The 25,486-nt window shown below is 61.7% G+C and carries 22 protein-coding genes; 9 read left to right on the top strand and 13 right to left on the bottom strand.

The features are described 5' to 3' along the window. Positions 1-54: 54 nt before the first annotated feature. From pcaF to paaF, 5 genes are read right to left on the bottom strand one after another with little or no spacing between them, the layout of a single operon-like run. Positions 55-1,266 (bottom strand): 3-oxoadipyl-CoA thiolase, encoded by a 1,212-nt coding sequence (gene pcaF / locus ACA054_RS23040; RefSeq protein ID WP_497686311.1) that lies wholly within the window; start codon positions 1,264-1,266, stop codon positions 55-57. Beyond that, complete coding sequence (paaI, locus tag ACA054_RS23035) at positions 1,259-1,708, bottom strand: hydroxyphenylacetyl-CoA thioesterase PaaI (RefSeq protein ID WP_497686310.1); 450 nt, start codon at positions 1,706-1,708, stop codon at positions 1,259-1,261. Before paaI ends, pcaF begins: the two co-directional genes overlap by 8 nt. Continuing rightward, positions 1,701-3,218 (bottom strand): 3-hydroxyacyl-CoA dehydrogenase PaaH, encoded by a 1,518-nt coding sequence (gene paaH / locus ACA054_RS23030; RefSeq protein WP_497686309.1) that lies wholly within the window; start codon positions 3,216-3,218, stop codon positions 1,701-1,703. The genes paaI and paaH overlap by 8 nt, the downstream gene beginning before the upstream one ends. A 3-nt stretch (positions 3,219-3,221) precedes the next feature. Beyond that, on the bottom strand, positions 3,222-4,013 hold the full coding sequence (gene paaG / locus ACA054_RS23025; RefSeq protein WP_497686308.1) for a 2-(1,2-epoxy-1,2-dihydrophenyl)acetyl-CoA isomerase PaaG: 792 nt from the start codon (positions 4,011-4,013) through the stop codon (positions 3,222-3,224). A 39-nt stretch (positions 4,014-4,052) separates the two neighbouring features. Next, a complete protein-coding gene (gene paaF / locus ACA054_RS23020) occupies positions 4,053-4,826 on the bottom strand; it encodes a 2,3-dehydroadipyl-CoA hydratase PaaF (RefSeq protein ID WP_497686307.1) in 774 nt (257 codons plus the stop codon). A gap of 350 nt (positions 4,827-5,176) precedes the next feature. Between paaF and paaY the strand changes: the two genes are divergently transcribed. The 3 genes from paaY to feaR all read left to right on the top strand — a co-directional run bounded on the left by paaY (position 5,177) and on the right by feaR (position 7,851). Then, positions 5,177-5,773, top strand: coding sequence for a phenylacetic acid degradation protein PaaY (paaY, locus tag ACA054_RS23015; protein ID WP_497686306.1), 597 nt, complete (start codon positions 5,177-5,179; stop codon positions 5,771-5,773). 154 nt (positions 5,774-5,927) lie between these two features. After that, complete coding sequence (paaX, locus tag ACA054_RS23010; RefSeq protein WP_077186280.1) at positions 5,928-6,851, top strand: phenylacetic acid degradation operon negative regulatory protein PaaX; 924 nt, start codon at positions 5,928-5,930, stop codon at positions 6,849-6,851. Positions 6,852-6,936: 85 nt separating this feature from the next. Then, positions 6,937-7,851 (top strand): transcriptional regulator FeaR, encoded by a 915-nt coding sequence (gene feaR / locus ACA054_RS23005; protein WP_497686305.1) that lies wholly within the window; start codon positions 6,937-6,939, stop codon positions 7,849-7,851. A gap of 149 nt (positions 7,852-8,000) precedes the next feature. On the opposite strand, the gene tynA is transcribed toward feaR, so the two are convergent. The 3 genes from tynA to ACA054_RS22990 all read right to left on the bottom strand — a co-directional run bounded on the left by tynA (position 8,001) and on the right by ACA054_RS22990 (position 11,515). Further along, positions 8,001-10,289 carry a primary-amine oxidase gene (gene tynA, locus ACA054_RS23000; RefSeq protein WP_497686304.1) on the bottom strand — a complete coding sequence of 763 codons (2,289 nt, stop codon included), beginning with the start codon at positions 10,287-10,289 and terminating at the stop codon, positions 8,001-8,003. A 234-nt stretch (positions 10,290-10,523) separates the two neighbouring features. Continuing rightward, positions 10,524-11,195, bottom strand: a complete 672-nt coding sequence (locus ACA054_RS22995) for a DUF3313 domain-containing protein (RefSeq protein ID WP_497686303.1) — start codon at positions 11,193-11,195, stop codon at positions 10,524-10,526. Next, positions 11,195-11,515: a hypothetical protein gene (locus ACA054_RS22990; protein WP_497686302.1), complete on the bottom strand. Its 321-nt coding sequence runs from the start codon at positions 11,513-11,515 to the stop codon at positions 11,195-11,197. Before ACA054_RS22990 ends, ACA054_RS22995 begins: the two co-directional genes overlap by 1 nt. A 163-nt stretch (positions 11,516-11,678) precedes the next feature. Between ACA054_RS22990 and ACA054_RS22985 the strand changes: the two genes are divergently transcribed. From ACA054_RS22985 to ACA054_RS22965, 5 genes are all read left to right on the top strand, one after another. After that, positions 11,679-12,386, top strand: coding sequence for a response regulator (locus ACA054_RS22985; RefSeq protein ID WP_497686301.1), 708 nt, complete (start codon positions 11,679-11,681; stop codon positions 12,384-12,386). An 8-nt stretch (positions 12,387-12,394) separates the two neighbouring features. Beyond that, positions 12,395-13,750, top strand: a complete 1,356-nt coding sequence (locus ACA054_RS22980) for an ATP-binding protein (protein WP_497686300.1) — start codon at positions 12,395-12,397, stop codon at positions 13,748-13,750. Between the two features lie 84 nt (positions 13,751-13,834). Beyond that, entirely contained in the window at positions 13,835-14,335 is a 501-nt protein-coding gene (locus ACA054_RS22975; protein ID WP_497686299.1) for a sigma-70 family RNA polymerase sigma factor, read from the top strand. A 154-nt stretch (positions 14,336-14,489) separates the two neighbouring features. Further along, a complete protein-coding gene (locus tag ACA054_RS22970) occupies positions 14,490-15,473 on the top strand; it encodes a FecR family protein (protein ID WP_497686298.1) in 984 nt (327 codons plus the stop codon). A 98-nt stretch (positions 15,474-15,571) separates the two neighbouring features. Next, positions 15,572-17,995, top strand: coding sequence for a TonB-dependent siderophore receptor (locus ACA054_RS22965; protein WP_497686297.1), 2,424 nt, complete (start codon positions 15,572-15,574; stop codon positions 17,993-17,995). 50 nt (positions 17,996-18,045) lie between these two features. Here the strand turns inward: ACA054_RS22965 and ACA054_RS22960 are convergent, their stop codons facing one another. After that, on the bottom strand, positions 18,046-19,203 hold the full coding sequence (locus tag ACA054_RS22960; RefSeq protein WP_497686296.1) for an MFS transporter: 1,158 nt from the start codon (positions 19,201-19,203) through the stop codon (positions 18,046-18,048). A 167-nt stretch (positions 19,204-19,370) separates the two neighbouring features. Between ACA054_RS22960 and ACA054_RS22955 the strand changes: the two genes are divergently transcribed. Further along, entirely contained in the window at positions 19,371-20,363 is a 993-nt protein-coding gene (locus ACA054_RS22955; protein ID WP_497686295.1) for a diaminopimelate epimerase, read from the top strand. A 111-nt stretch (positions 20,364-20,474) separates the two neighbouring features. On the opposite strand, the gene codA is transcribed toward ACA054_RS22955, so the two are convergent. The 4 genes from codA to ACA054_RS22935 all read right to left on the bottom strand — a co-directional run bounded on the left by codA (position 20,475) and on the right by ACA054_RS22935 (position 25,449). Beyond that, on the bottom strand, positions 20,475-21,722 hold the full coding sequence (gene codA, locus ACA054_RS22950) for a cytosine deaminase (RefSeq protein ID WP_497686294.1): 1,248 nt from the start codon (positions 21,720-21,722) through the stop codon (positions 20,475-20,477). A 1,300-nt stretch (positions 21,723-23,022) separates the two neighbouring features. Continuing rightward, entirely contained in the window at positions 23,023-23,853 is an 831-nt protein-coding gene (locus tag ACA054_RS22945; protein WP_497686293.1) for an alpha/beta fold hydrolase, read from the bottom strand. Between the two features lie 84 nt (positions 23,854-23,937). Continuing rightward, positions 23,938-24,294, bottom strand: a complete 357-nt coding sequence (queD, locus tag ACA054_RS22940; protein ID WP_008056290.1) for a 6-carboxytetrahydropterin synthase QueD — start codon at positions 24,292-24,294, stop codon at positions 23,938-23,940. A 75-nt stretch (positions 24,295-24,369) separates the two neighbouring features. Beyond that, entirely contained in the window at positions 24,370-25,449 is a 1,080-nt protein-coding gene (locus ACA054_RS22935; protein WP_497686292.1) for a patatin-like phospholipase family protein, read from the bottom strand. Between the last annotated feature and the right edge of the window lie 37 nt (positions 25,450-25,486).

Below are 25,486 nucleotides of genomic sequence, written 5' to 3'. Positions count from 1 at the left end.
GCTTTGAGTGCATGCCCCAAGGATACCTCTCGGGTCCCCGGGAATCGCGATTCTTTAGAGGGATAGACGCTCGATGATCAGCGCGATCCCTTGGCCGACGCCGATGCACATGGTGCACAGGGCATAGCGGCCATTGCGTTCCTCAAGCTCATGCAGGGCGGTGGTCACCAGGCGCGCGCCGCTCATGCCCAACGGGTGACCCAGGGCGATGGCGCCGCCGTTGGGGTTGACCCGCGGATCGGTGTCGCTAAGGCCCAGTTCGCGCAGCACCGCCAGGCCCTGTGCGGCGAAGGCTTCGTTGAGCTCGATCACGTCCATGTCCGCCAGGCTCAGGTTGGCCAGCTCCAGTACCTTGCGGGTGGCCGGGACGGGACCGATGCCCATGATTTGCGGCTCGACGCCAGCGGTCGCCATCGCCACCACCCGACCGCGTGCGATCAGGCTGTGGCGTTTGGCGACTTCCGGGCTTGCCAGCAGCAGCGCGCAGGCGCCGTCGTTGACGCCGGAGGCGTTGCCGGCGGTGATACTGCCGCCTTCACGGAACGGCGTGCCCAGTTTGGCCAGCTGCTCAAGGGTGGTGTCGCCGCGTGGGTGCTCATCGTGCTCGACCACTTTGGCCGGACCCTTGCGTTGCGGGATTTCAACCGCGACGATTTCCTTGGCCAGGCGTCCGTTGGCCTGGGCAGCCGCGGCGCGCTGCTGGCTGCGCAGGGCGAAAGCGTCCTGATCGGCGCGGGAAATGTTGAATTGCGCGGCGACGTTCTCCGCGGTTTCCGGCATGGAGTCGATGCCAAAGGTCTTTTTCATCAGCGGATTGACGAAACGCCAGCCGATGGTGGTGTCGAAAATCTCGGCTGCACGGGAAAACGCCTGTTCAGCCTTGCCCATCACCAGTGGTGCGCGGGACATCGATTCGACGCCACCCACCAGCATCAATCCGGTTTCACCACTGCGGATCGCCCGTGCTGCGGTGCCGACCGCGTCCAGCCCGGAACCGCACAGGCGATTGAGGGTGGTACCGGGCACGCTGACCGGGAGCCCGGCCAGCAGCGCCGACATGCGCGCGACGTTGCGGTTGTCTTCGCCGGCCTGGTTGGCGCAGCCGTAGATCACGTCGTCCACCGTGTTCCAGTCGACTTGCGGGTGACGGCGCAGCAGTTCGCACAGCGGCACCGCGCCGAGGTCGTCGGCGCGTACGCCGCTCAGGACGCCGGCGTAGCGGCCGATCGGGGTGCGTACTGCGTCGATGATCAGGGCGTCATTCATTTGGGGTCTCCTGCGCCAGCACCGAGCCGCGCACTTTGTAGGACTTGCCGTGGAACAGGGCGATCAACTGGCCCTGCTGGTTTTCAATGCGCACGTCGTAGTTGCCAGTGCGGCCGGAGCGGCTTTGCTCGATGCAATCGGCATTCAGCGTGTCGCCCAGGCGCGCCGGGGCGATGTAGTCGATGCTGCAGCCGATGGCCACGGTGGCTTCGTTGTAGCTGTTGCAGGCAAAGGCGAACGCCGAGTCGGCGAGGGCGAACAGGTAGCCGCCATGACAGGTGCCATGGCCCTGCAGCATGTCGGCGCGTACGGTCATGCCCACGCGGGCGGTGCCTGGGCCGGCGGACAACAGGCGCATGCCCATCGCCTGGCTGGCGGTGTCGCGTTGGAACAAGGCTTGCGCGCAGTCACTGGCCAGGTTCATCGCTTCGTGATTAGTCATGGAAGTTTCTCCCTTCGGCCACGCGGCGGCGCAGCAGCAGCGATGGTCGGTAGCGTTCTTCGCCGTAAGCGGCTTGCAGGTTGTCCAGCACGCTGAGGATGTGCGGCAGACCGACGGCGTCGGCCCAGGCCAGCGGGCCTTGGGGATAGTTGACCCCGGCGCGCATCGCCAGATCGATGTCGGCCGCCGAGGCCACGCCTTGCAGCAGAGCGTCGGCGGCTTCGTTGGCGAGCATGGCGACGGTGCGCAGGACGGCGAGGGCCGGGCTGTCGCTGAGCAGGCTGATCTTGAGGCCGGCCCGTTGCAGCAGGGCGATGCCTTGTTCGAGGGCCTGGGGATCAATGCCTGTCGCGTAGCTGATGGCGATGCGTTGGGCCTTGGTGTAATCGAGGGTCAAATCCAGCAGGATCAGGTTACGCAGTCCATCTTCCTTGGCGCGCTGACAGGCCATGCGTCCATCGCTCAAGGCCAGCACCGCGTCACCAACCCGCAGCAAGCCACGACCATCGCGCTGGATCACTTCGACACCTTGCTCGCGCAGGCGTGCAAACAATCCGTGAGCGATGCCCAGGTCGCCTTCGGCAATGCAAACCTCAACGGTCGCGGCGCTGTTGATCCCAGCCGGTTGCGGGCGCTCGGCCCCTTGGGCGTAGCTGTAGAAACCTTGGCCGCTTTTACGCCCCAGACGTCCGCCGTCCACCAGCTCTTTCTGGATCAGCGACGGCTGGAAACGGGTGTCCTGGTAATAAGCGTCGAACACCGAACAGGTCACGGCATAGTTGACGTCATGGCCGATCAGGTCGGTCAGCTCGAACGCTCCCATGGCAAACCCGCCGGCCTCGCGCATCAGCGCATCCAGGGTCGCGCAGTCGGCAGCGCCTTCCTGCAACAGGCGCAGGCTCTCGGCGTAGAAGGGCCGGGCCACGCGGTTGACGATGAAACCGGGCGTGGAGCGGGTGTGCACCGGTTTTTTGCCCCAGGCTTTGGCGGTGTCGTACAGGCACTCGGCCAAAGCCGGATCGCTGGCAAGGCCCGAGACGATTTCCACCAGCGCCATGACTGGCGCCGGGTTGAAAAAGTGCAGGCCGAGCAGGCGTTGCGGGTGTTCCAGCTGTGCAGCAATGCTGGTGATCGACAGCGACGAGGTGTTGCTGGCCAGGATGCATTGCTTGCTGCAAATCTCTTCCAACTGGCGGAACAGTGCGCGCTTGACCTCGAGGTTTTCGACGATGGCTTCGATGATCAGCTCGCAATCGGCCAAGGCCTCGATAGTTTCCACGGCTTGCAGGCGTGCAATGGTTGCGCTGCGCGACTCGGCTGACAGTTTGCCGTTCTCGACCCGTTTGCCCAGCTGCCGGTCGATGCCTTCAATGGCCTGGGCGGCAGCGCCGGGACGATTGTCCAGCAGCAACACCGGATGCCCGGCCTGCGCCGCGACCTGGGCAATACCGGCGCCCATGGCACCGGCGCCGATCACCGCAATACGTGCAGAAGTGTTCAATGCGCTCATGATTCAGCGTCCCTTGAAGCTTGGGGTGCGTTTTTCCATGAAGGCGCCGACGCCTTCGCGATAGTCCTCGCTGCGCCCGGCCAGGCGTTGCAGGTCACGCTCCAGTTCCAGCTGTTCATCGAAACTGTTGTTCATGCTGGCGTTCAGGCTGCGTTTGATCAGCGCCAGGCCGTAGGTCGGCTGGGTGGCCAGGTGTTGCGCCAGTTTCAATGCTTCATCGCGCAGTTCCGCGTCTTCCACGCAGCGATAGATCAGCCCCCACTGCTCGGCCTGTTCGGCGCTCAGGCGATTGCCGAGCAGGGTCAGTGCTTTGGCGCGGGCCATGCCGACCAGGCGCGGCAGGGTCCATGTGCCGCCAGAGTCAGGGATCAGGCCGATCTTGCAGAACGCCTGGATGAAACTGGCCGAACGCGCTGCCAGCACCAGGTCGCAGGCCAGCGGAATGTTCGCGCCGGCACCGGCCGCCACGCCGTTGACCGCGCAAATCACCGGCATCGGCAGGTCGCGCAGTTGGCGGATCAACGGGTTGTAGAACTTCTCGATGGACTCGCCTAGATCCGGCACGGCACTGCCCGGCGCGACATTGCGGTCGCTGAGGTCCTGGCCGGCGCAGAAGCCACGGCCTTCACCGGTCAGCAGCAACACGCGCACGTCGGGGTTCTGCCGCACCTGCTTGAGTGCTTCCTTCACTTCGCCATGCATCTGGGTGTTGAAGCTGTTGAGCTGATCCGGGCGATTGAGGCTGAGCAGGGCGACGCCGGCCTCGATGGAAAACAGGATGTGTTCGAAGTTCATGGTCTTGGCGCTCTCTGGGAGGTCGTTCGAATTCATTGATTACTGGCCGGTAAAGGTCGGCGTGCGTTTTTCCTGGAACGCCGCGATGCCTTCATTGCGGTCGCGGGTGCCGGCCAGCACGGTGAACGCGTGACGCTCGAACCGCAGGCCGCTGGCCAGGTCGGTGTCCATGGCCTTGAGTAACGCTTCCTTGGCCAGTCGCACCGCCAGCGGGGCTTTGCCGGCAATGGCGCGAGCGATCTGCAAGGCGCGATCGACAGTGAATTCCGGCTGGGTGACTTCGCTGACCAGGCCGGCGCGCTGGGCCTGACGGGCGTCGATCGGCTCGCCGGTCAGGACCATCTGCATGGCCATGGATTTGCCGACGGCGCGCAGCAGGCGTTGGGTGCCACCGGCGCCGGGCATGATCCCGAGGTTGATTTCCGGTTGGCCGAATCGGGCGTCTTCACCGGCAATGATGATGTCGGCGTGCATTGCCAATTCGCAGCCACCGCCGAGGGCGAAGCCGTTGACGGCGGCGATCAGCGGTTTGTTGAAACGGGTGATGGCCTGCCATGAGGCCTGGCGCGGGTCGTCGAGGATGCCGACCAGGTCGCGCTCGGCCATTTCCTTGATGTCGGCACCGGCGGCGAAAGCCTTGCGGCTGCCGGTCATGACCACGGCACGGGTCTGGGGGTCGGCTTGGGCGATGCTCAACTCATCAGCCAATTCGCCCAGCAGTTGGGTGTTCAGGGCGTTCAGCGCTTGTGGGCGCTGCAGGGTAATCAGGCGTACGCCAGGCTCGATGAATTCGACGGCAAGGGTTTGAGGCATGGCGGATGCCCTCACGGTGAACGCTCGGCGGTGATGCCGGCTTGTTATTGGATCGGCCACGAAGGCCGGTTTCGCCGGAGTATACCTATAACGTGATACGTAAAATCAACACAAAAAACTATTTAATGTGTCCTATTGTCGGATTATGAATTTGTATCGGTTGGCTGTCAGAGGTCGGTTGATCGGCTGTAAGCATTGATTTCACTGGTATTAACGACTGCTTAAAGGCGTGAAAAACCCTCCGCTGGAAAGCCCTTATTAAGTGATACGCTTTTTTGTCTTTGTGCTGATAAAAGCGATGTGATACAAAATGAATCCATATCGGCATCGCTTTGTGAAGGAACCTGCCAATGACCTGCTACAGCCTCGATGGCCTGACCCCGGTGGTCGACCCCAGCGCTTATATCCACCCGTCAGCGGTACTGATCGGTGACGTGATCATCGGCCCCCACTGTTATGTAGGGCCGCTGGCCAGCCTGCGCGGTGATTTCGGGCGGATCGTGCTGGAGGAGGGCGCCAACATTCAGGACACCTGCGTGATGCACGGTTTCCCCGACAGCGACACCGTGGTCGAACGCAACGGCCACATCGGCCACGGGGCCGTGCTGCACGGTTGCCGGATCGGCGCTGACGCGCTGGTGGGGATGAATGCAGTGGTGATGGACAACGCGCGCATCGGCCCGCGGTCCTTCGTGTCGGCGGCGGCGTTCGTCAAGGCCGGGTTTGAATGCCCGGAGCAGTCGCTGGTGATGGGCGCGCCGGCCAGTGTCAAGCGTACACTCAGCGATCAGGAGGTGGCGTGGAAACAGGCGGGCACTCGTGAGTACCAGGCGTTGGCCAAGCGTTGCCTCACGCAGATGCAGGTTTGCGAACCGTTGAGCGAACCGGAAGCTGATCGCCCGCGCATCAGCGACAGAGGGTTGCGGCCGAAAGGCAGTACTTTGTGACCACCCCTTTCCCCTGTGGGAGCGAGCTTGCTCGCGATAGCGGAGCGTCAGTCACCATCAATGTTGAATGTCAGGCCGCCATCGCGAGCAAGCTCGCTCCCACAGGGATTGTGGCTTTCGGTATATTCCTTTTCTTTTTTAGCCCGGTACGCCCATGTCGTCCCTGACACCCTTGAACCATCTGATTACACGCTTTCAAGAGCAGACGCCGATCCGCGCCAGTTCCTTGATCATCACCCTGTACGGTGATGCCATCGAACCCCACGGCGGGACTGTCTGGTTGGGCAGCCTGATCCAGTTGCTCGAACCGATCGGCATCAACGAGCGGCTGATCCGCACCTCGATTTTCCGCCTGACCAAGGAAGGCTGGCTGACCGCCGAGAAGGTCGGTCGTCGCAGTTACTACAGCCTGACCGGCACCGGTCGCCGGCGTTTCGACAAGGCGTTCAAACGGGTCTACAGCACCAGCATGCCGGCCTGGGATGGTTCATGGTGCCTGGTGATGCTGTCGCAACTGACCCAGGACAAGCGCAAACAAGTGCGCGAAGAGCTTGAATGGCAAGGTTTTGGTGCGATTTCGCCGGTGGTGCTGGCTTGCCCACGTAGCGACCGCACCGATGTCAACGCGACCCTGCTCGACCTCGGTGCCCAGGAAGAAACCATCGTTTTCGAAACCACCGCCCAGGACGTGCTGGCCTCCAAGGCCCTGCGCCTGCAGGTGCGCGAGAGCTGGAACATCGAGGAACTGGCGACCCACTACAGCGAATTCATCCAGCTGTTCCGACCGTTGTGGCAAGCACTGCGCGAGCAGGAAAACCTGCAGCCGTCCGACTGCTTCCTGGCGCGGATCCTGCTTATTCACGAGTACCGCAAACTGCTGCTGCGCGACCCGCAACTGCCGGACGAGTTGTTGCCCGGCGACTGGGAAGGGCGAGCAGCCCGACAGTTGTGCCGCAACATTTACCGTTTGATCTACGCCAAGGCCGAGGAATGGCTGAACAGTGCACTGGAAACCGCCGACGGACCGTTGCCGGATGTAGGCGAGAGTTTTTATCGACGGTTTGGCGGGTTGAAATAACCCGTCGACGGCCAGGGAGAGGCGCTGTTCAGGAGAACCTGTTAATTGACGTAGACAATAAAAATAAGCCTGCGTGAGGCCAGACATGATTTCTACAACCGCACAGCGCCAGGATGGGTTCGATCAGTGGATCCATCAGATCAACCAGATCTGCGGCGCCTTCAACGCACAACCCCTGGGCACCGGCTTTGCTGGCCAGATTCGCGAATACCATAGCGATGCCCTCAAGCTCAGCTTCGTCGATGCCTGCCAGGCGCGGCTGTATCGCACGCCGCAGGAAGTCGCGGCGGGCGAGGGCGGTAAATACTTCGCGGTATTCCAGCTCGATGGCACCGCGGGCATGGCCCAGGGCGACGACAGGGTCCTGCTGTCCGCTGGGGACATCACGTTGATCGATGCTGCGCGGCCCAGCGACTTCACCTACAGCGAAAACTCCCGACAGTTGTCGCTGATCCTGCCTTATCAACTGGTCGAGCAAACTCTGCGCTTCAACCAGGTCAAGTGCGGCCACCGGATTGCCGCGACATCGCCCATCGCCATGCTCTCGCACCGTTTGATTCTCGATGCCACGCGCCAGCAGAACCTCAGCCGTCAGGAAAGCGAAGCGACCCTGGAGGCGATTGTCAGCCTGCTGCGCCCGGCAATCAGCCAGAGCGACGATTGCACAGATCTGCACGAGCGCACCTTCCGCAAGACCCTGAGCGTGATCGACCAGCACATCCGCAGCGAAGAGCTGTGCCCGGAATGGCTGGCGCGGGAGGTTGGCATGTCGACCCGTGGCCTGTACCGGATGTTCGCCAAGAAAGGCCTGGTGGTGGCGCGCTATATCAAGAACCGCCGGCTGGACCTGTGCGCCGAATCCCTGCGTCAATCGGGCAAGGAACAGAAGTTGTCGGTGCTGGGGTATTCCTGGGGTTTTTCTGATTCGAGCTATTTTTCCACGGCGTTCAAATCGCGCTTCGGCATTGCGCCGGGGGAGTATCGCAAGCAGCATGCCTGATGTTCGCATAACCCTGTAGGAGCGAGCTGTGGCGAGGGGATTTATCCCCGTTGGGGCGCGAAGCGGCCCCTGAAAATGGGACTGCTACGCAGTCCAACGGGGATGAATCCCCTCGCCACAGCCTGCCACAGGTTTTGTGTATCGCCTGGTTATTTCGGGGAATTGAGGTTCAGCGTCGGCGTTTCATCGAAGAAGTTCCACGGCTTCAACAGCACATGCACCCACTCGGTCGGCATGATCGGCCATTCTTCGGCCCGGGCGATGTGGGTGGTGCCGGTGGTCAGCCAGACCACATCGTCGGTGTTCTCGATGGAATGGTTATCCTGGGTGAATTGCCCCAGCCCCGAGTCTTTGTCCGAGCGGTTCGGGTACTTGCCTTCCGGATACTTTTCCTCCGGGTTGTATTGCGTCACCCATAGCTGTTTGTCCATGAAGCTCAGGCGATGGTACAGCCATTCGTCCGTGCCGAAGTTGGCGCCCTTGGCCACCGGGTGCGTGCCACCGGCATAGGGAATCAATTGGTAGGACACCGGGTTGCCGACCTTGTTTTCCTTGCTGAAATTGGTCAGCAGGCGCACGGTCGATGGATCGAATTTCTGCGCGGCCTGCTGTTCGGTGCTGACCACGCGGGTTTCGGTCTGCATGGTGCTGGTGCGCGGCCCGCCACGGTCGTTGGGCAGCACCACTGGATTCACTTCCACCAGCGAATTGCTTTCCCCGTCCACGTCCATGTCCAGGCGGAAGTTATAGATGTGCTGGTGCGTGGTGCCGACGATGTTGTGGTCCAGCAGGGTGCCGTAGCGCGTGTCTTCCTTGGCGGTCTCTTCGTGCATGGTCCTGGACTTCACGCCCTTGACCGCTTCGATGCCGGTGGCGCCGGCGTCGATGCCGATGGTGCCGTTCTGCTGGAAGACCCAGTCGAAGATGTAGTCATAGTTGCCGACGGTGCTGATCCAGCGCACCACCAGTTCACGCCGCTCGGCGCTGAGGTTGGGCTGGCCCATTTCCTGGTGTTTGTATTCCGGGCCGGCGTAGCGCTCGAACACCGCCATGGCCCGTGGGATCACGGTCGGTGCGCCCGTATAGTCGGCGATGGTGGCGTCCAGCAGCACGGCGTTTTCCGGGGCATCTTTGCCGCGGGCAATCGGCGAGGTCAGGGTACCCATGCCGTAGTCGCCCGAGTCGAGGTAAGCCTTGAAGTACCAGCCGACATCCGGGTCGCCGTAAGGCACGATCATCCCGCCCAGGGAGCCTTCGTACATGATCTTGCGCTTCTTGCCCTTGTCGTCGTAGGTGACCGTGGACAGGATCGGGCCAACCCGCGAATCGAGGCGAACGTGGAAGTCCCAGTTCTGCCAGTGAATGCTGTTGCCGGTGATGGTGTAGTTCTTGCCTTCGGGTTCGATGATTTCCAGCGGCTTGACCGCCACGCCCTTGCGCCCGCGGCCGTCGTAGGGCGTCGGTTTCATCGGCACCGGAATGAGCGCTTCGTCTTCGATCTTGATGAGCTTTTTCTGCTCCAGATCGACAATCGCCACCAAGCCCTCGATCGGGTGCGCCCAATAGTTGCCGTCATCTACATTGAGGTAACTGACGATCTTCAGCAGGCGCTTGTCCTGGGCCAGCCCGTCCTTGCCGTCGAAATAACCGACGGTCAGCGGCGTGGCGACGACCTTCTTCACATCGTTGATGTCACGCTTGGCCAAGGCTTGTGCGTATTCGGGGCTGGTCTCGACAGCGGTTTGCACCGTGGCGAAATCATCCAGCAGCACCATGCCGTGGGCGCCTTCGATCGGCTTCCAGGATTGCAGCGCCTTGCTGTCGAGATCCACCAGCGCTTCGACCACATGCTTGCCATCCAGCACCACGATATTTGCCTGGCGCGGCTGGGTCACGTTTTGCCCGGTGTAGACGAAGTTCCACACCTGATCCTTCGGGGGTTCCTTGACCGATACTTCGGTGAAGCGAAAACCTGGCTTGTAGTGTTCCGATTTCTTGACGATGTCCACCGCCGTGGTGATTTCGTCCGCGCTCAGGGGGTTGAGCGGGTTGGGGCGGGTCTCGACGACAAAGGTAGTGTCCAGGCCGGACTGGAAGACCTGGTTGATGAAGTCCTTGGACATGAACGCCGTCTTGCCCTTGAACACCACGGGCACGGTCAGCTCCATGCGCTTGCCATTGAGCATGGCCACTTTGCTGTCCGGCTTGACCTTGAGGTAGACCCCGTCCTTGGCAATGGTGAACAGGTTCGAGTAGTCGTCCCATTTGACGCTGGCGCCAAACTCCTCGAGGCCCGCTTGCAAAGGCACCATTTCGGCGTGACCGCCGTGGGCCTGGGCATTGCTCATGCACAAAGGCAGGCCGAGGGCGCTCAGGGAGATGGCCAGGGCGAGCCGGGCAAGCGGTGATCTTTTTGGCGATGCTTTGGCGCTGGACATGTGTGCATTCCTGGGGAAAAGCCGGTGACTGGCATGCTTGCACTTTGCTACAGCCCGTCGATGCCTGCATTGGGATTCCTGCCAGATTGCTTTGACTGCCTGCCTGAATCAACTTTTCCCATTGGATCCAGGATTGTAGGAGCCAGCGGTGCGGCGATCCGACTTGCCGGCGAAGAACGATAACGCGGTTTGACAGATACACCGCGGCGCCTGGTTCGCGGGCAAGCCTCGCTCCTACTGGCGCATCGCCAGATACGACTTGCGCAGGTCGCTGGCCCAGCCGTCGAGCACGCCCTTGACGTTCGCCGTAGTGATGACCTGCTTGTCGTTTTCCAGCGGTATTCCCATGCCCTTGCGCACCACTTTGGCGACAACGACCCTGGTCCCGCCATCGAGAAATGCGACCTCGGTGGCAATTTCACTGTCCTGGTCACGGATCCCGGTGGCCGTGCTGACGCCTGCCACAACCAGGGTGATCGGTAGCCATTCATAAAAGCGCAGGCCCTGGGTGCTGGCGGTCACTTGCGTGATTGCAGGTCGCACGATCAGGGTATTGGGTCCCGGGGTTGTAACCACGGTCAAGACCTTGCCCAGCTCGTGCTTGAGCACCGCATCGTAGTACCAGGTGGTATCGCCAAGCGTGGTCTGTGGCAGGCGTTCGCTCGGTAGGGATTTTGGGTAGTACTGGCTCGGTTCTATATAAACCTGTGTGTAACGGTCGAGCTCAAGCGTCGGGTTTACCCAGCTCAGTACCGGTTGACCGGAGGGTGACTGGTGCTCCGTCAAGGCGCTGTAGTCGTTCAAGAAGCCTGAATAGGTGTCGGATGATGCGACTTTTTTGTTGCTGCACGCCGAGAGGACGATGGTTACGGCGGCCAATAGCGGCAGCGAGAAGCGCTTTCTCATCAAGGGGTTCCTGATTGGAGGGGGGAGCCTGGCGGGTCTTCCGAACATTCGATACGCAGTTCGCCATTGGCCATGAGCCACTGGGTGAACTCGGCAATCGGAACGCGGTGGATGTATTCCACCCAAGTGCTGGTGGTCGGGCTGTAGCGCTCGAAATAGCGGCGCAGCACGACATGGGTCCGATCGTCGGTCAGTCCCAGGCACGATTGCTGGAATAGCATCGGCTCGTCTTGCCCTGGCGCACTGGTGCGCTGGTTGAGGATCACCGTATGAGCGCTATCGGTTGTCTCGGTCGCGTAGGTGCTGTTCGAACCCTGCATGGAAGACCTCGTGAATTGGAATTCGCGCAGGGTGCTGCAGGGGGATTGCGACCGTATGTCCGATTGATGTCAGGCGGGTAGAAATGTTGCTCGATTGAAATATATGACCCTGACACCGGAATGGTTTTAGATACGCTCTTTTTTGGCCGTGGATCCCCTGAACGTGAGCAGACTGCTGATCGTCGACGACGATGTGGAAATCCTGTCCCTGCTGAAGCAGTTCTTTGTTCAGCATGCCTACGAGGTGGACCTGGCCACCCATGGTGAGGCCATGTGGGCGATGATCGAAAAAAACCGCCCGGACATCATCATCCTTGACCTGATGCTACCCGGCGAAGGTGGCCTGAGCCTGTGCCAGAAATTACGCGCGCAGACGGATATTGCGATCGTCATGTTGACCGCGATGGGTGAGCTGAGCGACCGCATTATCGGTCTGGAACTGGGCGCCGACGATTACCTGACCAAACCTTTCGACCCTCGGGAGTTGCTCGCCAGGCTGCGCGCCGTGCAGCGTCGCGCGGGCGAGAAAAGCCCGGGGCGCGAGCCGGCGCGACCGATTATCACGTTTGCCGATTGGCACCTGGACATCACCTGTCGCGAATTGCGTTCGCCCGAGGGTGTGATGATTCCTTTGTCCGCCGGCGAGTTCGATTTGCTGCTGGTCTTTCTCGAGCATCCACAGCGCATTCTCACTCGGGAGCAGCTTATCGACCTGGCTCGCGGCCAGGGCCACGATGCCTTTGACCGCAGCATCGATGTGCAGGTCAGTCGACTGCGACGCAAGATCGAGCCAGACAGCAAGCGCCCGGATCTCATTCGCACGGTACGTAACGGCGGGTATATGTTCTGCGCCAAGGTGACCCGCTCGTGATCCGGCGCATGGTCGCTCAAATAGTTCCTCGCGATACCCTCAGGTCGCGGATTGCGCTGACAATCGTCGCTGCAATGCTCGCTTCGCTGGCCCTTAATGGTCTGTTCGTGCAACTTGCGGGCACCTGGGGCCGCCCACCGATTGACCGCACCGGCCTGCTGGAGCAAATGGCTGCGAATGTCCGGGTGATCGAGGCGGCGCCTGTCCCGTTGCGCTCGTCATTGGCCGCCGCCGCGAGCCATCCGATGCTTGAGGTGGTCTGGCACGAGCGGCGGTCCGACTTCCATCTGCCTTCGGGTGGTACGCAGGTGGGGCCCGAACCTTCGCCGCTGCGGCAATTGCTGGGTGATGCTCCCCGAGACATTCAAGTCTTCAACCCCAGCGACTGGCCGGATGAAAGCCCCCAGGCGCACTATGTGGCACTGGTTCAGCTACGCGACGGCAGCTGGCTGTCGTTCACGCCCCCGGAACGCAGCTGGGGGCTCGACTCAAGCGTACGGATCGCGATCATCATCGCCCTGGGGCTGGTGGCAACCCTGTTGGTCGCCTGGATCGCCACGCGACAACTGGCCAACCCGCTGCAACGTTTTGCCAGCGCTGCACGGCGCTTTGGTGATGACTTGCGCGCGCCCCCGATCAAGATCGAAGGCCCGCATGAAATACGCCAGGCGATCATTGCCTTCAACACCATGCAGGCACAGATCCGTCACTTTCTCAGCGAGCGCACGCAAATGCTCGCGGCCATCTCCCACGACCTGCGCGCGCCCCTGACGCGGATGCGTCTGCGCAGCGAATTCATGGAAGACCTGGAACAGCAGCGCAAAATGGTGCGCGACATCGAAGAAATGCAGACGATGATCGACGCGGCATTGGGTTTTTTCCGTGATGAAAGCCACGGGGAGCACGCCACGGCATTCGACCTTTCGGAATTGCTGCAAACCATCGTCGATGATTTTCGCGACCAGGACATCGTCGTCCAGTTCGCAGGTCCCGCCCACCTGGTTTACGACGGCCGCCCGCTGGGGATCAAGCGCGTGATCGTCAATCTGCTGGAAAACGCCGTGAAGTATGGCCGCAAGCCTGGTATCGAGTTGAAGGGGGATGGGCACAGGGTCTGCATCGAGGTCAGTGACGAGGGCCCCGGCATACCCGAGTCCGCTCTCGAGCGGGTGTTCGATCCCTTCTACCGTCTGGAGACCTCACGCAACCGTGATACCGGTGGTGTGGGGCTGGGACTGTCTGCTGCGCGGGCGATCGTTCGCGAACAGGGTGGCGAACTGACCCTGCGCAATCGCAGCGGCTCAGGGCTGGTGGCGCGTGTGGAACTGCCCGGTACTCGCGGCGCAAAGGCTAACGAGCGTTAGCCTTCGGCCGCTCAGCCGCAAACCGTTGCCTTAGGTTAATAGGAAGCATTACTATTCACGCCCTCGCATCCACAGCACACCGCAATGACCCCCAAGCTGCCCCGCAGACACGGCTTTTTCGAGCACTACGAAGAGTTGGTTGGCACCTGGACCCGTCGCCTGAGAAACCGTCAGCAGGCCGAGGACCTGGCCCACGATACCTTTGTGCGGGTGCTCGAGTCGGATTCGGCGGCGGTGCAGCAACCTCGGGCGTATCTGCACCAGACCGCGCGCAACATCGCGGTGGACGGTTATCGGCGTGAGGATCGGCGTGGCGCCATGGAGTCGGAGGCGATCGATCTCAGTGTGTCGTCATCCGGCGACCCGGAGCATTACATGCAAGCGATCCAGCTGGCTGATTCCATCGAACGGGCGCTCACCGAGCTGCCGGTCAACTGCCGCAAGGTGTTTGTCTGGCAGAAAATCGAAGGCCTGACCCAGGCTGAAATCGCCGAACGCCTGGGACTGTCCAAGAACATGGTGGAAAAGTATATGATCCGCACGCTGCGTCATCTGCGCGACCGCCTTGAAGGATTGCAATCATGATGCGCGGTGTTATTGGAGACACCTGTAGGAGCTGCCGCAGGCTGCGATCTTTTGATCTTGCTTTTGAAAGCCAAATTCAAAAGATCGCAGCCTGCGGCAGCTCCTACACCATGATGCGGTGTGATTTTTCATCCCCAGCCAAACAGGAACTTCCATGATGGATACTCGTGATTGCGCGTGCGGGCAAACAACGGTTCGCGATGAAGCGGCGCGGTGGTTTGTGCGTTTGCAGGAACCCGCCGTCGATGTCGATGCGTATCGGCAATTCGACAGCTGGCTGAACGAACACCCTCAACACCGCAACGAATTCGAACTGCTCCAGGGCTTGTGGAAAGCCGCCGACCTGCTGCCGGCGGACCGTCTGCAGGCGTTGTGCGAGCAAGCGCCGAGTCGCAGCAAGCGACGCCCGATGGTGCGCTATGCGCTGGCCGCCAGTGTGTTGGCGGTGGCAGTCGGCTTGGGCCTGTTCAACGTTTTGCAGCAACCGTCGCCTTACACGGCCGAGTTTTCCACAGCGCTGGGCGAGCGACGCCAGGTGGCCTTGCCCGACGGCTCTGTGGTCGACCTGGATAGCCGCAGCCGCATTCAGGTGCGGTTTGAAAAGGATCGTCGCGCCATTGAACTGAGCGAAGGCGAAGCGATGTTCAGCGTCGAACACGACACCAGCCGCCCCTTCGTGGTCGAGGCGGGTAGCGGCAAGGTCACCGTCACCGGCACCCGCTTCGATGTACGCCGGGGCAGCGCCGAGACCCGGGTCGTGGTGGAGCAGGGCACGGTCAAGGTGCAGGGACGCGATGCCGCCGACAACGATTTCATCAGCCTGACAGCCGGCCTGGGCACCCATGTCGATGCCGGGGGCAAGGTCGCTGTGGCCTACGCGGTCAATCCCGCCGAACTGACGGCCTGGCGCAATGGCAAACTGGTGTTCAACAACGCCAGCCTGGCCGATGTTGCCGAGCAGGTCTCGCGTTATCGAGACAAGCCGCTCAAGGTCGGCAATGCCGCAGTGGGCAATCTGCGCCTGACGAGCGTGTTCAAGTCCGACAACACCGATGCGTTGCTCAAGGCCTTGCCAAGCATCCTGCCGGTGGCCGTGCGCACCCTCGATGACGGCAGTCAGGAAATAATTTCACAATAAAATTCAGGTTTTTGTCGAGTTCATCGTCTTCCTGTTCAACTGCAACTGGTTTGCATTAACAAGCGCACACTCTTGCGATCTTCAGGACTACGTTCGACGTGAAAAAGACCACCGCTAAAAACAACAAATCTCCTTGGTTGCCGCTGGCCCTCGTACTGGCGGTCAACCTGGCGCTGCCTCAGGCATTCGCTGCCGACGCTATCCACATCCCGGCGCAACCCCTGGGGCAGGCCCTGAGTCAATTGGGCCAGCAAACCTCGCTACAGGTTTTTTTCAGTCCTGAGCTGGTGGCCGGCAAACAGGCCCCGGCGGTGGAGGGCAATATTGACCCGGAAGAAGCGCTGCGCCAGTTGCTGCAAGGCAGCGGCCTGCAATACCAGATCAATGAAGGCTCGGTGACGCTGCTGCCGGCCACGACCTCTGCGGCAAACGGCCCGCTGGAACTTGGCGTAACGGACATCAAGGTGGTGGGCGACTGGCTCGGTGATGCCGATGCCGCGGTGGTGCAGAATCACCCCGGCGCCCGTACCGTGATTCGCCGCGAGGCCATGATCGAGCAAGGCGCGATGAACGTCGGCGACGTATTGAAGCGTGTGCCTGGTGTGCAAGTGCAAGAGGCCAACGGCACCGGGGGCAGTGATATTTCGCTGAACGTCGGCGTCCGCGGGCTGACTTCGCGCCTGTCGCCACGCTCGACCGTGTTGATCGATGGCGTGCCGGCGGCCTTTGCCCCCTATGGCCAGCCGCAGTTGTCCATGGCGCCGATTTCCTCTGGCAACCTCGACAGCATCGACGTGGTGCGCGGTGCCGGATCCGTGCGTTATGGGCCACAGAACGTCGGTGGCGTGATCAACTTCGTGACCCGTGCGATCCCGGAACAAGCCTCGGCTGAAATCGGCAGCACGCTGGAAACCTCCCAGCACGGTGGCTGGAAGCACATCGATACGGTGTTCGCCGGCGGCACCGCAGACAACGGCATGGGCGTGGCGCTGTTGTATTCCGGGGTGAACGGCAACGGTTATCGCAAAAGCAACAATGGCAATGACATCGATGACGTGATCCTCAAGACTCACTGGGCGCCGACCGATGTGGATGATTTCAGCCTCAACTTCCACTATTACGACGCCAGCGCCGACATGCCCGGCGGCCTGACCCAGGCCCAGTATGACGCCGATCCGTTCCAGTCCGACCGCGACCACGACAACTTCAGCGGGCGCCGCAAGGATGTGTCGTTCAAGTGGATTCGGCAACTCGACGACCGCACCCAGGCCGAAGTGTTGACCTACTACACCGACAGTTTTCGTGGCAGCAACATCGCCGCTCGCGACCAGAAGACCCTTGGTTCGTTTCCGCGCACCTACTACACCTATGGCATCGAACCGCGTGTGTCCCACGTGTTCGACGTCGGCCAGACGACCCAGGAAGTCAGCGTCGGTTATCGCTACCTGAAAGAAGGCATGCACGAAGAAGCCAGCCGCCTGGCGCTGGTCAACAACGAGCCGGTCGTGCGTCCGGGGTCGGACGGTCATGTGTACCAGGACCGTACCGGTGGTACTGAAGCCCACGCGGTGTATGTCGACAACAAAATCGATGTCGGCAACTGGACCATCACCCCGGGTGTGCGTTTCGAACATATCCAGACCGAGTGGCATGACCGCCCGGTGCTCGACACCGCGGGCAAGCCGGTGCAGGAAAAACGCCGCAGCATCGAGAGTAACGAGCCGCTGCCGGCGCTGAGCGTGATGTATCACATGTCTGATGCCTGGAAGCTGTTCGCCAATTATGAAACCTCGTTCGGCTCCCTGCAGTATTTCCAGCTCGGCCAGGGTGGCGTGGGTGACGAAACGGCAAACGGCCTGGAGCCGGAAAAAGCCAAGACCTACGAGCTCGGTACGCGCTACAACGATGAGGTGTGGGGCGGTGAAGTAACGCTGTTCTATATCGATTTCGATAAAGAGCTGCAATACATCAGCAACGATGCGGGCTGGACCAACCTCGGCGCCACCACGCACCGGGGCATCGAGGCTTCGGTGCACTACGACATGGCGGCGCTGGACCCGCGCCTCGCTGGCCTGACCGCGAACGCCGGCTTCACCTACACCCGTGCTGTCTATGAAGGTGAGATTCCGGACTTCAAGGGCCGGGACCTGCCGTTCTACTCGCGCCAGGTGGCGACCGCCGGCCTGCGCTACGACATCAATCGCTGGACCTACAACCTGGATGCCTTTGCCCAGTCCAAACAACGCTCCCCGGGCGTGGCTGTGAACGCTGACGGCAGCTTCAGCAACAACTACATCACCGAAGGCACGGCGGATGGGCAGTACGGCGACATTCCGGGCTACGTCACCTGGAACGTGCGCGCCGGCTATGATTTCGGTCCGCAGGTGTCGAACCTGAAGCTCGGCGCCGGGGTGAAAAACATCTTCGACAAGCAGTACTTCACCCGCTCCAGCGACAACAACGCGGGCATGTATGTCGGCACACCGCGCACGTTCTTCGTGCAGGCCAGCGTCGGGTTCTGACAAACCGGGGTGGGTTCATTCGCGGGCAATCCGACTTGCCCGCGAAGCCTTCAAACCTTCAACACTCTCCCGCCAATCGCCACCGCCACCGCCAGCAGCAACAGCGCCATCAGCCCGAAAGCAAAACTCAAACTGGCGGCATGGGCGACAAATCCGATCACCGCAGGCCCTGCGAGTATCCCCGCGTAACCCAAGGTGGTAATGGCCGGCACGGCGATGCTTTCCGGCATCACGGTCTGCTTGCCCACCGCGGTGTACAGCACCGGCACAATGTTCGAGCATCCGGCTCCCAGCAGTGCATAGCCCACCAGCGACGCTTCCCAGCTGGGGGCGAACGTGGCCAGGAACAGTCCGGCCGCCGCCGTCACCCCACCGAAGACAATCACCCGCGTCGCGCCCAGGCGACGCACGATTGAATCACCGGTCAATCGACCCACCGTCATGGTCAGTGCAAATGCCGCGTAACCCAGTCCTGCATAGGCCTTGTCGATGCCTCGTTCCTGGGCCAGGAACACCGCGCTCCAGTCCAGGGCGGCACCTTCGGCAAGGAACACGATGAAACACATCCCGCCGATAAACAGCACGATCCCGTGGGGAACAGCGAATGCCGGCCCCGAGCTTTCGCTGCCATAGGGCAGCATGTGCGGTGCAGCCTTCAGCAGTGCAACCAGCAGCAATACAATGACCACCAGCATCGCGCCCAGCGGTGCAAGCCCCAGGCCGAGCAGCGCACTGACGCCCGCCGCGCCGACGATTCCGCCCAGGCTGAATAACCCGTGAAACCCCGACATCATGTTTTTGCCACTGGCGCGTTCGACGATCACCGCCTGCAGGTTCACCGTCGAATCCACGGTGCCGAGGCCAGCGCCGAACATGAACAATGCGCCCATCAAGGCCGGAATCGACGATACCGTCGCCAGTAGCGGCAGCGCCGCACAGATCAGCAAGGTGCCGCCGGTCGCCACCTTGCGGCAACCGAAGCGCGTGGCAAGGATACCTGCCACGGGCATTGCCAGTATCGAGCCCACCCCGAGGCACAACAGCAACAACCCCAGGGTGCCTTCATCCAGACCCGCCCGCGCCTTGGCGTACGGCACCAGCGGCGCCCACGCGGCGATGCCGAACCCGGCGATGAAAAAGGCCACACGCGTGGACATTTGTTCCAGGCGCCCTGGCACGAATGAGGTCTGGGTGTTGAGGTTGGTCATATCAATCCTTGGCAAAAAACGTCGCGTCTCCAAGGGACAGTGATCTGGCCCCGAGGGTTCGTTCAGTGTCCGCGAGTCATGCGCGCCGACAGGCTGACATCCTTGCACAGCCAGACGGTGTTTCGCGATATGTTGTGCCAGACCGACATTTCCAGCAGGGAGGCACCATGGCGCGGATGTACGATGCACGGGGCAATATCTACGGGGTGGTGGCGCCAGAGGCGCTGCGCCATCAGGGTATCGACGTGCCCGATCAGGCCGGCCGCGCCGCGCAGACCCGCGAGGCCTGGGCACTGGCGGCCATCGACGCATGCTGTTCCTGGGCGCCCGGCACGCAACCGCCGGGCAGCAAGGATCATCGCAGTGACGGTTTGCTGGTCGGACCATTTCAGTCATCGCCTCCCTTTGATCTGTTGATCGTCAACACCGACGGCACCCTGGCCGAGCGCAGCGGCAACGGGTTGACGATTTTTTCCCAGGCGTTGAGCGATCAGGGACTATTTCCGAGCGACGAAGCCTGCGTACTCAGCGTCCATCACGACAAATCCGACACGCCTTCACCGGGGCAGACGTCGGTGAAAGCCGCGCAAGTCGAGGGTGTGCAGGGTTTCTGGCTCGATCTGGGCCGGCCTGGATTCGGGCCGGCAGCGGTCAGTGCCGTTGGCGTTGAAGCAGCGCAGTTGAACGGCCGTGAGCTCAGTCACGTGCGACAATTGTCGGCACTCAATGGCGCTTGGTCGCGCAGTCAGTTTGCCCGGGTCGGCAATCCGCATTGCGTGACGCTGGTGGACAGCGCCGAGGCCTTGCCGAGCAATGAGCAGATGCGCAAGCCAGCATTGGGCGAAGGATTGATGCGTATCGCTTTCGCCATGCCCACGGGGGCCGGGCAGCCTTGTGCGGCGGGCATCAATTTGCAATGGGCGATGCGCGTGTCCGAAGGGCATGTCGCCGCGCGGGTGTTCGAGCGCGGCGAAGGTCCGACGGCGTCCTCGGGGACGAGTGCGACGGCGGTGGCTTGTGCGGCGTGGCGGGTAGGTTGGGTGAGTGCCGGGGAGGTGAAGGTGACGATGCCCGGTGGCACGGCGCCGATTTTGCTGGAAGAAGAACAAGGGGAGTTGAGCCGCGTAAGCCTGTTTGGTACGGCTCGAATGGTCAGGTGAATTTGAAATCGCCTTCGCGAGCAGGCTCGCTCCCACAGTGGTTGTTTGTCGTTCACAAAAACTGTGGGAGCGAGCCCGCTCGCGAAGGGGCCAGTCCGGTCACCCCAACCTTCAGATCTGTTCGCCAGAGAACTCCACCACCGGCATCGTCCGCTTCATCAACACCTTGCCGCCGCGCACCGAATACAGCGGCAAACCCTGGCTGCGGATCACCTCGTAATCGCTTTCCGCCGACAGGATCAACAGGTTCGCCGGCCGTCCGGGTTCAAGCCCGTAGCGCTCACCCAATGCCATGGCCTTGGCGCTGTTGACGGTGACCAGGTCCAGTGCGTTTTGCAGGTTGCGATAACCGAGCATGTGACAGATATGCAGACCGGCTTCGAGTACTCGCAGAATGTTGCCGTTGCCCAGCGGGTACCAGGGGTCGACGATCGAGTCCTGGCCGAAACACACGTTCATGCCGGCTTCCAGCAGTTCGTTGACCCGGGTCACGCCCCGGCGTTTCGGAAAATTGTCGAAACGCCCTTGCAGGTGAATGCTTTCGGTGGGGCAGGAGACAAAGCTGATCCCGGCGTGCCCGAGCAGGCGAAATAGCTTGGCGCAGTAGGCGTTATCATACGAGCCCATGGCCGTGGTGTGGCTGGCGGTGACCCGCGAGCCCATGTCGCGGCTGCGGGCTTCTTCGGCCAGCACTTCCAGGAAGCGTGAATGCGGGTCGTCTGTTTCATCGCAATGCACGTCCACCAGGCAACCGGTGCGCTCGGCCAGGTCCATGAGAAATTTCACTGAGCTGACACCCTGGTCGCGGGTGTACTCGAAATGCGGAATGCCGCCCACTACATCGGCACCCATGCGGATGGCTTCTTCCATCAGCTCGCGGCCATTGCGGTACGACTCGATGCCTTCCTGGGGGAATGCGACGATCTGCATGTCGACCAGATGCCGGCTTTCTTCGCGCACCTCGAGCATGGCCTTGAGCGCGGTGAGCTGCGGGTCGGTGACGTCGACGTGGGTGCGCACGTGCTGGATGCCATGGGCAGCGAGGGCCTGGAGGGTTTTCCTGGCGCGGACCTTGGTGTCTTCTTCGGTGATGGTGACCTTGCGCTCACCCCAGCATTCGATGCCTTCGAACAGCGTGCCGCTCATGTTCCAGCGCGGCTCGCCAGCGGTCAGGGTGGCATCGAGGTGGATGTGCGGCTCGACGAAGGGCGGCACCACCAGGTTGCTACCGGCGTCCAGATCGTCGGGACCCAGGGTCGGCGCTTCGGTCTGCCGGGCGATGTTGCTGATCAGGCCGTTTTCCAGGTGCAGCTCATGCAGGCCTTCCTGGTTGCGCAGCCGGGCGTTGATGATGTGCATCGGGCAGATCCTTTCAGAAAACCGTTTGGACAATGTCTCTACGTTATCTCGGCAGATGCAAATGCCGCCAGCGGTGTTTGTAGATATCGTCTTGAGCCTGATTGCGCAACTGTGGCCATTTTCTGGCAGGTGTACATGTTCATTGGCCCCCCGTAGGAGCCAGGCTTGCCGGCGAAGGCGTCCTTATTAGCCGACCAATCGCTTGCGGATGTATCCGATCTACCGTGGGAGCTGGCCTGCCGGCGATGGCGGCCTGACAGCCGACCTATTGTTTATTGTCGGAGTACATATCCATTCCTGCGGTAACGGCCACCTATGGTTTCGCTTTTACAGCGAGTCACTTGGAAAAGCCTGAGCGAGCTTGCTCGCGATGGAGGTCAACGATGACGCGGGGAGCCTGACACCCCGCGGTGCTCTCAGGTTTTTCGCGAGCAAGCTCGCTCCTACAGGGGCCGCCGCCATCGTCCATCCATGGCCGGCGGCGGCTAACCCGGCATCCATGCCGGGTTAGCCACTGCGCAGAACCTCCACTCGGCCTCTCGATGGGGCAAGAAAATCAAAAGCAGAACAAAAGCCAAAGCGAGGCGGCCTGACAGCCGACCTGATTGCAGGTCTGTCCGCGATCCCATTGTAGGAGCGAGCCTGCTCCGGGCGGCGTTCCGACGAAAAACGCCCAGACAACGCGATCATCCAGATAGGGCGCGTTATCGTTGACGTCCATCGTGAGCAGGCTCGCTCCCACAAGGGATCAGGTACAGCCGCAAAAGCCAGGTCGGCTGACAGGCCGCCTCGTTTTTGTTTTTGATCTGGGCGCCCCGTTAAACCACGATGGCCGAACGCAGGCATTGCGCAGTGGGTAAACCGGCAGGACGCCGGTTTAGCCGCGCTGGGCCAGGGATGGCCCATCGCGGCGACCCACGGAGCAATGCCGGAGTGAGGGCATGCCGAGCCTAGGCGAGGCACCGAGTGGTGGGGCAAAGCCTTTTGGTTCCTTTTTGGCGTTTGAAAAAGGGACTCGCCGTAAGGGCGAAACCATAAGTGGCCGTTACCGCAGCAATGGATATGTACGCCAAAAAACCCAGCAAAAAAAAAGCGGTCCTCTCAGGCCGCATGCGCAGAACCTGCGCTCGGCCTCTCGAGCGGCAACAGCAAAAGCGAGGCGTCCGACCGGCCGGCCTGATCAGAAACCGTACGCATTTCCCCCTGTAGGAGCCGGCTTGCTGCGGGCGGCGTTCCGACGATGGGGCCGTTGGATGTTGCATCAGGCTTGTATGTCGTCCACATTTTGTAGCTGCTGCTGTCAGGCGGTCGTGTTCAGCGGCAAAAATCGCATCAGCGCAGCGACAATGGCTTCGGGTGCATCTTCCTGGACCAGATGACCGGCGTTGGCAATCGGGTAAAACTGCGCCCCCGGAATCATCTGCTGCAACGCGCGCCCGCGTTCGATGGGAATCCACTGGTCGTCCTCTCCCCAGAGAATTTGAACCGGGCAGCGAATCGTCGGGTACAGCCCCTCGGCCTCGCGGGTGTAGCGCTCGTCCATTTGCGCGATTTGGCGATAGAACGCCGCTTGTCCAAAATCGCCCAGCCAGGGCTGCACGTACGGTGCGAGTTCGTCATCGGGGATGTCCCGCTTGATCGCGCCGCGAACGTAAGCCGGCACGATGGCCCGCTGAATGTAGTCAGGCACATCGCGGAAAGCGGCTTCGTGCTGACGCACATGCTGCACGAACGGCGAACCCCAGGGCGTCAGTGCCACCGGATCGATCAGTGTCAGGCTGCGGTAATCCTTGCCGTTGAGCAAATGGCTGCGCAGGGCGGTGGCACCGCCAAAGTCGTGGGCCACCACATCCGGGCGATCCAGGCCCCAGTGTTCCAGCAGCTGAGCCAGCAACTGGTTTTGCACACCCAGGGAGACGTCGCCATCGACCTTTTCCGATTGCCCGTAGCCCAGCAAGTCGAAGTAGTGCACGCGGTGTGTGGTGATGAAGTGCGGCGCAATCCGGTGCCAGACATAGGAAGAGAAGGGCGTGCCATGCACGAATACCAGCGGCGGGCCATCGCCACGCACGGCGTAGCGAACGGAATGCCCATTGAAGCGATTGCTTTGAGCCAGCGGCCAGTCAGTCATTTGCGTGTCCTCTTGGCGGATGCGAGCCAAAAAGCATAGGCATAAAAAAACCACCGGTCTCGGTGGTTTTTTTGATCGATTGGCTCACTCGCCGCGATAGATGCACCCGCTGGTGCATGTCTCGTGAATCCGGATTGCGCTCAATTCCGGCAGCAGCGGCTTGAGTTCAGCCCAGATGAATTTGGCCAGCACTTCGCTGGTTGGATTCTCCAGCCCAGGAATATCGTTCAGATAGTTGTGGTCCAGACGCTCATACAGCGGCTTGAAGATCGCCTTGATTTCCGAGAAGTCACGAATCCAGCCGGTGTGCGGATCGAGGTCGCCACTGAGGTGAATCGCCACTTTGAACGAGTGACCGTGCAGGCGGCCGCACTTGTGGCCGTCCGGGACGTGCGGCAGGCGGTGGGCGGATTCGAAGGTAAATTCTTTGAAGATTTCCACAGTGGTTTCAGCTCTGTTCAGGTGGCGATCGCCGCAGCGATGTGGGCAGGTGGCGAGTTTAACAGCTTGTCCTGACTAAAGGGTCAGCAAGCGTTCGGCGAGACGACCGTTGGCCGTCAGTTCGAGAAACTCGTCGCCCAGGCGGCGGCTTTCATCCATCGTCGTGCGCCAGTATTTCTGGCGGCTCGGGGCGTCGCCCATGAAGCGCTTGAAGTCATTACGGTCTGGCAATTTGCCATAGGGCAGGCGCGCGAGGTATTCCTTCGATGGCGCCAGCAGCACCACATCCTGCATGCGCGCAGGGCAGGCGCGGCGCCACGGCAAGGCCTTGTCGAACCAACCGGGAATCACCCGGTCGGTGAAGTGCGGATAGAGCACGATGTCGTTGCCGCTGTAGGGCAGGTCCAAGTGATAGTCCAGCAGACCGCCATCGCGGAACGTGCCGGCGCCGGCGCCGGGCAGGTCGCGCACGCCTTCCATCACCATCGGGATCGAGCCCGAGGCCAGCAGAGCCTGGCGTAGATTGGCGGTGTCCAGCGTGACGAAGCGCGACGGGAAGTCGTTCAGCGCGTTGACCGGCGGCGCCAGGCGCGGGTCGTGGATGATCAGCCGCTCGAAGTGCCGGGACAGCCGCGCACGACTGCGCAGGTTGTCGGCGATCACCGACGACAAGCCCAGGCCCAGGCGGCCACGATGGTCGTCCGCGAGCAGGCCGTGGCTTTTGACCACCATGATGTTCAAGCGGTAGTGGGGGTTGGTGAGCAGGGCTGCATCACGGCCGTCGAGCAGATCATCGAGCATGCGCCGGGAGCTTTGGCTGATCTGCGCCATGGTCACGCCTTTGGCGAAGTTCTGTTCGGTATAGAGGTGGCCGAGGCGCCGCAGGCCTTCGGCGGCATCCGGCAGGCAGGCGCTGGCAAAACGCCAGGAACCCACCGACGCGCCGATCAACGAGCGCTCGCGCGGCGCCGCTGGCAGCCATTCGCCGAACAGTGCCAGGTCCAGCCCCTGAATCCCCAAGGCCTTGGGACCGCCAGCGGCGCCGGGTAGCGTACCGACATCGGCGGCGCTCAAGCCGTTCTCGCGAATGCGTGCCAGCGCCCGGGCGCCGGCCTTGAGGATCAAGGAGGGGAACTTGATATGGATAGCGGTCATACCGGTCTCGAATGCGGGCGAACGAGCGGATTATAAG

It is taken from the genome of Pseudomonas sp. LBUM1653 (genome assembly GCF_059716115.1).
This window is presented reverse-complemented; position numbering and strand designations above follow the sequence as displayed.

What these genes read in the sequence shown, in the direction of transcription:
- pcaF (WP_497686311.1), bottom strand. Translation starts at nt 1,266, where the DNA reads ATGAATGACGCCCTGATCATCGACGCAGTACGCACCCCGATCGGCCGC.
- paaI (WP_497686310.1), bottom strand. Translation starts at nt 1,708, where the DNA reads ATGACTAATCACGAAGCGATGAACCTGGCCAGTGACTGCGCGCAAGCC.
- paaH (WP_497686309.1), bottom strand. Translation starts at nt 3,218, where the DNA reads ATGAGCGCATTGAACACTTCTGCACGTATTGCGGTGATCGGCGCCGGT.
- paaG (WP_497686308.1), bottom strand. Translation starts at nt 4,013, where the DNA reads ATGAACTTCGAACACATCCTGTTTTCCATCGAGGCCGGCGTCGCCCTG.
- paaF (WP_497686307.1), bottom strand. Translation starts at nt 4,826, where the DNA reads ATGCCTCAAACCCTTGCCGTCGAATTCATCGAGCCTGGCGTACGCCTG.
- paaY (WP_497686306.1), top strand. Translation starts at nt 5,177, where the DNA reads ATGACCTGCTACAGCCTCGATGGCCTGACCCCGGTGGTCGACCCCAGC.
- paaX (WP_077186280.1), top strand. Translation starts at nt 5,928, where the DNA reads ATGTCGTCCCTGACACCCTTGAACCATCTGATTACACGCTTTCAAGAG.
- feaR (WP_497686305.1), top strand. Translation starts at nt 6,937, where the DNA reads ATGATTTCTACAACCGCACAGCGCCAGGATGGGTTCGATCAGTGGATC.
- tynA (WP_497686304.1), bottom strand. Translation starts at nt 10,289, where the DNA reads ATGTCCAGCGCCAAAGCATCGCCAAAAAGATCACCGCTTGCCCGGCTC.
- ACA054_RS22995 (WP_497686303.1), bottom strand. Translation starts at nt 11,195, where the DNA reads ATGAGAAAGCGCTTCTCGCTGCCGCTATTGGCCGCCGTAACCATCGTC.
- ACA054_RS22990 (WP_497686302.1), bottom strand. Translation starts at nt 11,515, where the DNA reads ATGCAGGGTTCGAACAGCACCTACGCGACCGAGACAACCGATAGCGCT.
- ACA054_RS22980 (WP_497686300.1), top strand. Translation starts at nt 12,395, where the DNA reads ATGGTCGCTCAAATAGTTCCTCGCGATACCCTCAGGTCGCGGATTGCG.
- ACA054_RS22975 (WP_497686299.1), top strand. Translation starts at nt 13,835, where the DNA reads ATGACCCCCAAGCTGCCCCGCAGACACGGCTTTTTCGAGCACTACGAA.
- ACA054_RS22970 (WP_497686298.1), top strand. Translation starts at nt 14,490, where the DNA reads ATGATGGATACTCGTGATTGCGCGTGCGGGCAAACAACGGTTCGCGAT.
- ACA054_RS22960 (WP_497686296.1), bottom strand. Translation starts at nt 19,203, where the DNA reads ATGACCAACCTCAACACCCAGACCTCATTCGTGCCAGGGCGCCTGGAA.
- ACA054_RS22955 (WP_497686295.1), top strand. Translation starts at nt 19,371, where the DNA reads ATGGCGCGGATGTACGATGCACGGGGCAATATCTACGGGGTGGTGGCG.
- codA (WP_497686294.1), bottom strand. Translation starts at nt 21,722, where the DNA reads ATGCACATCATCAACGCCCGGCTGCGCAACCAGGAAGGCCTGCATGAG.
- ACA054_RS22945 (WP_497686293.1), bottom strand. Translation starts at nt 23,853, where the DNA reads ATGACTGACTGGCCGCTGGCTCAAAGCAATCGCTTCAATGGGCATTCC.
- ACA054_RS22935 (WP_497686292.1), bottom strand. Translation starts at nt 25,449, where the DNA reads ATGACCGCTATCCATATCAAGTTCCCCTCCTTGATCCTCAAGGCCGGC.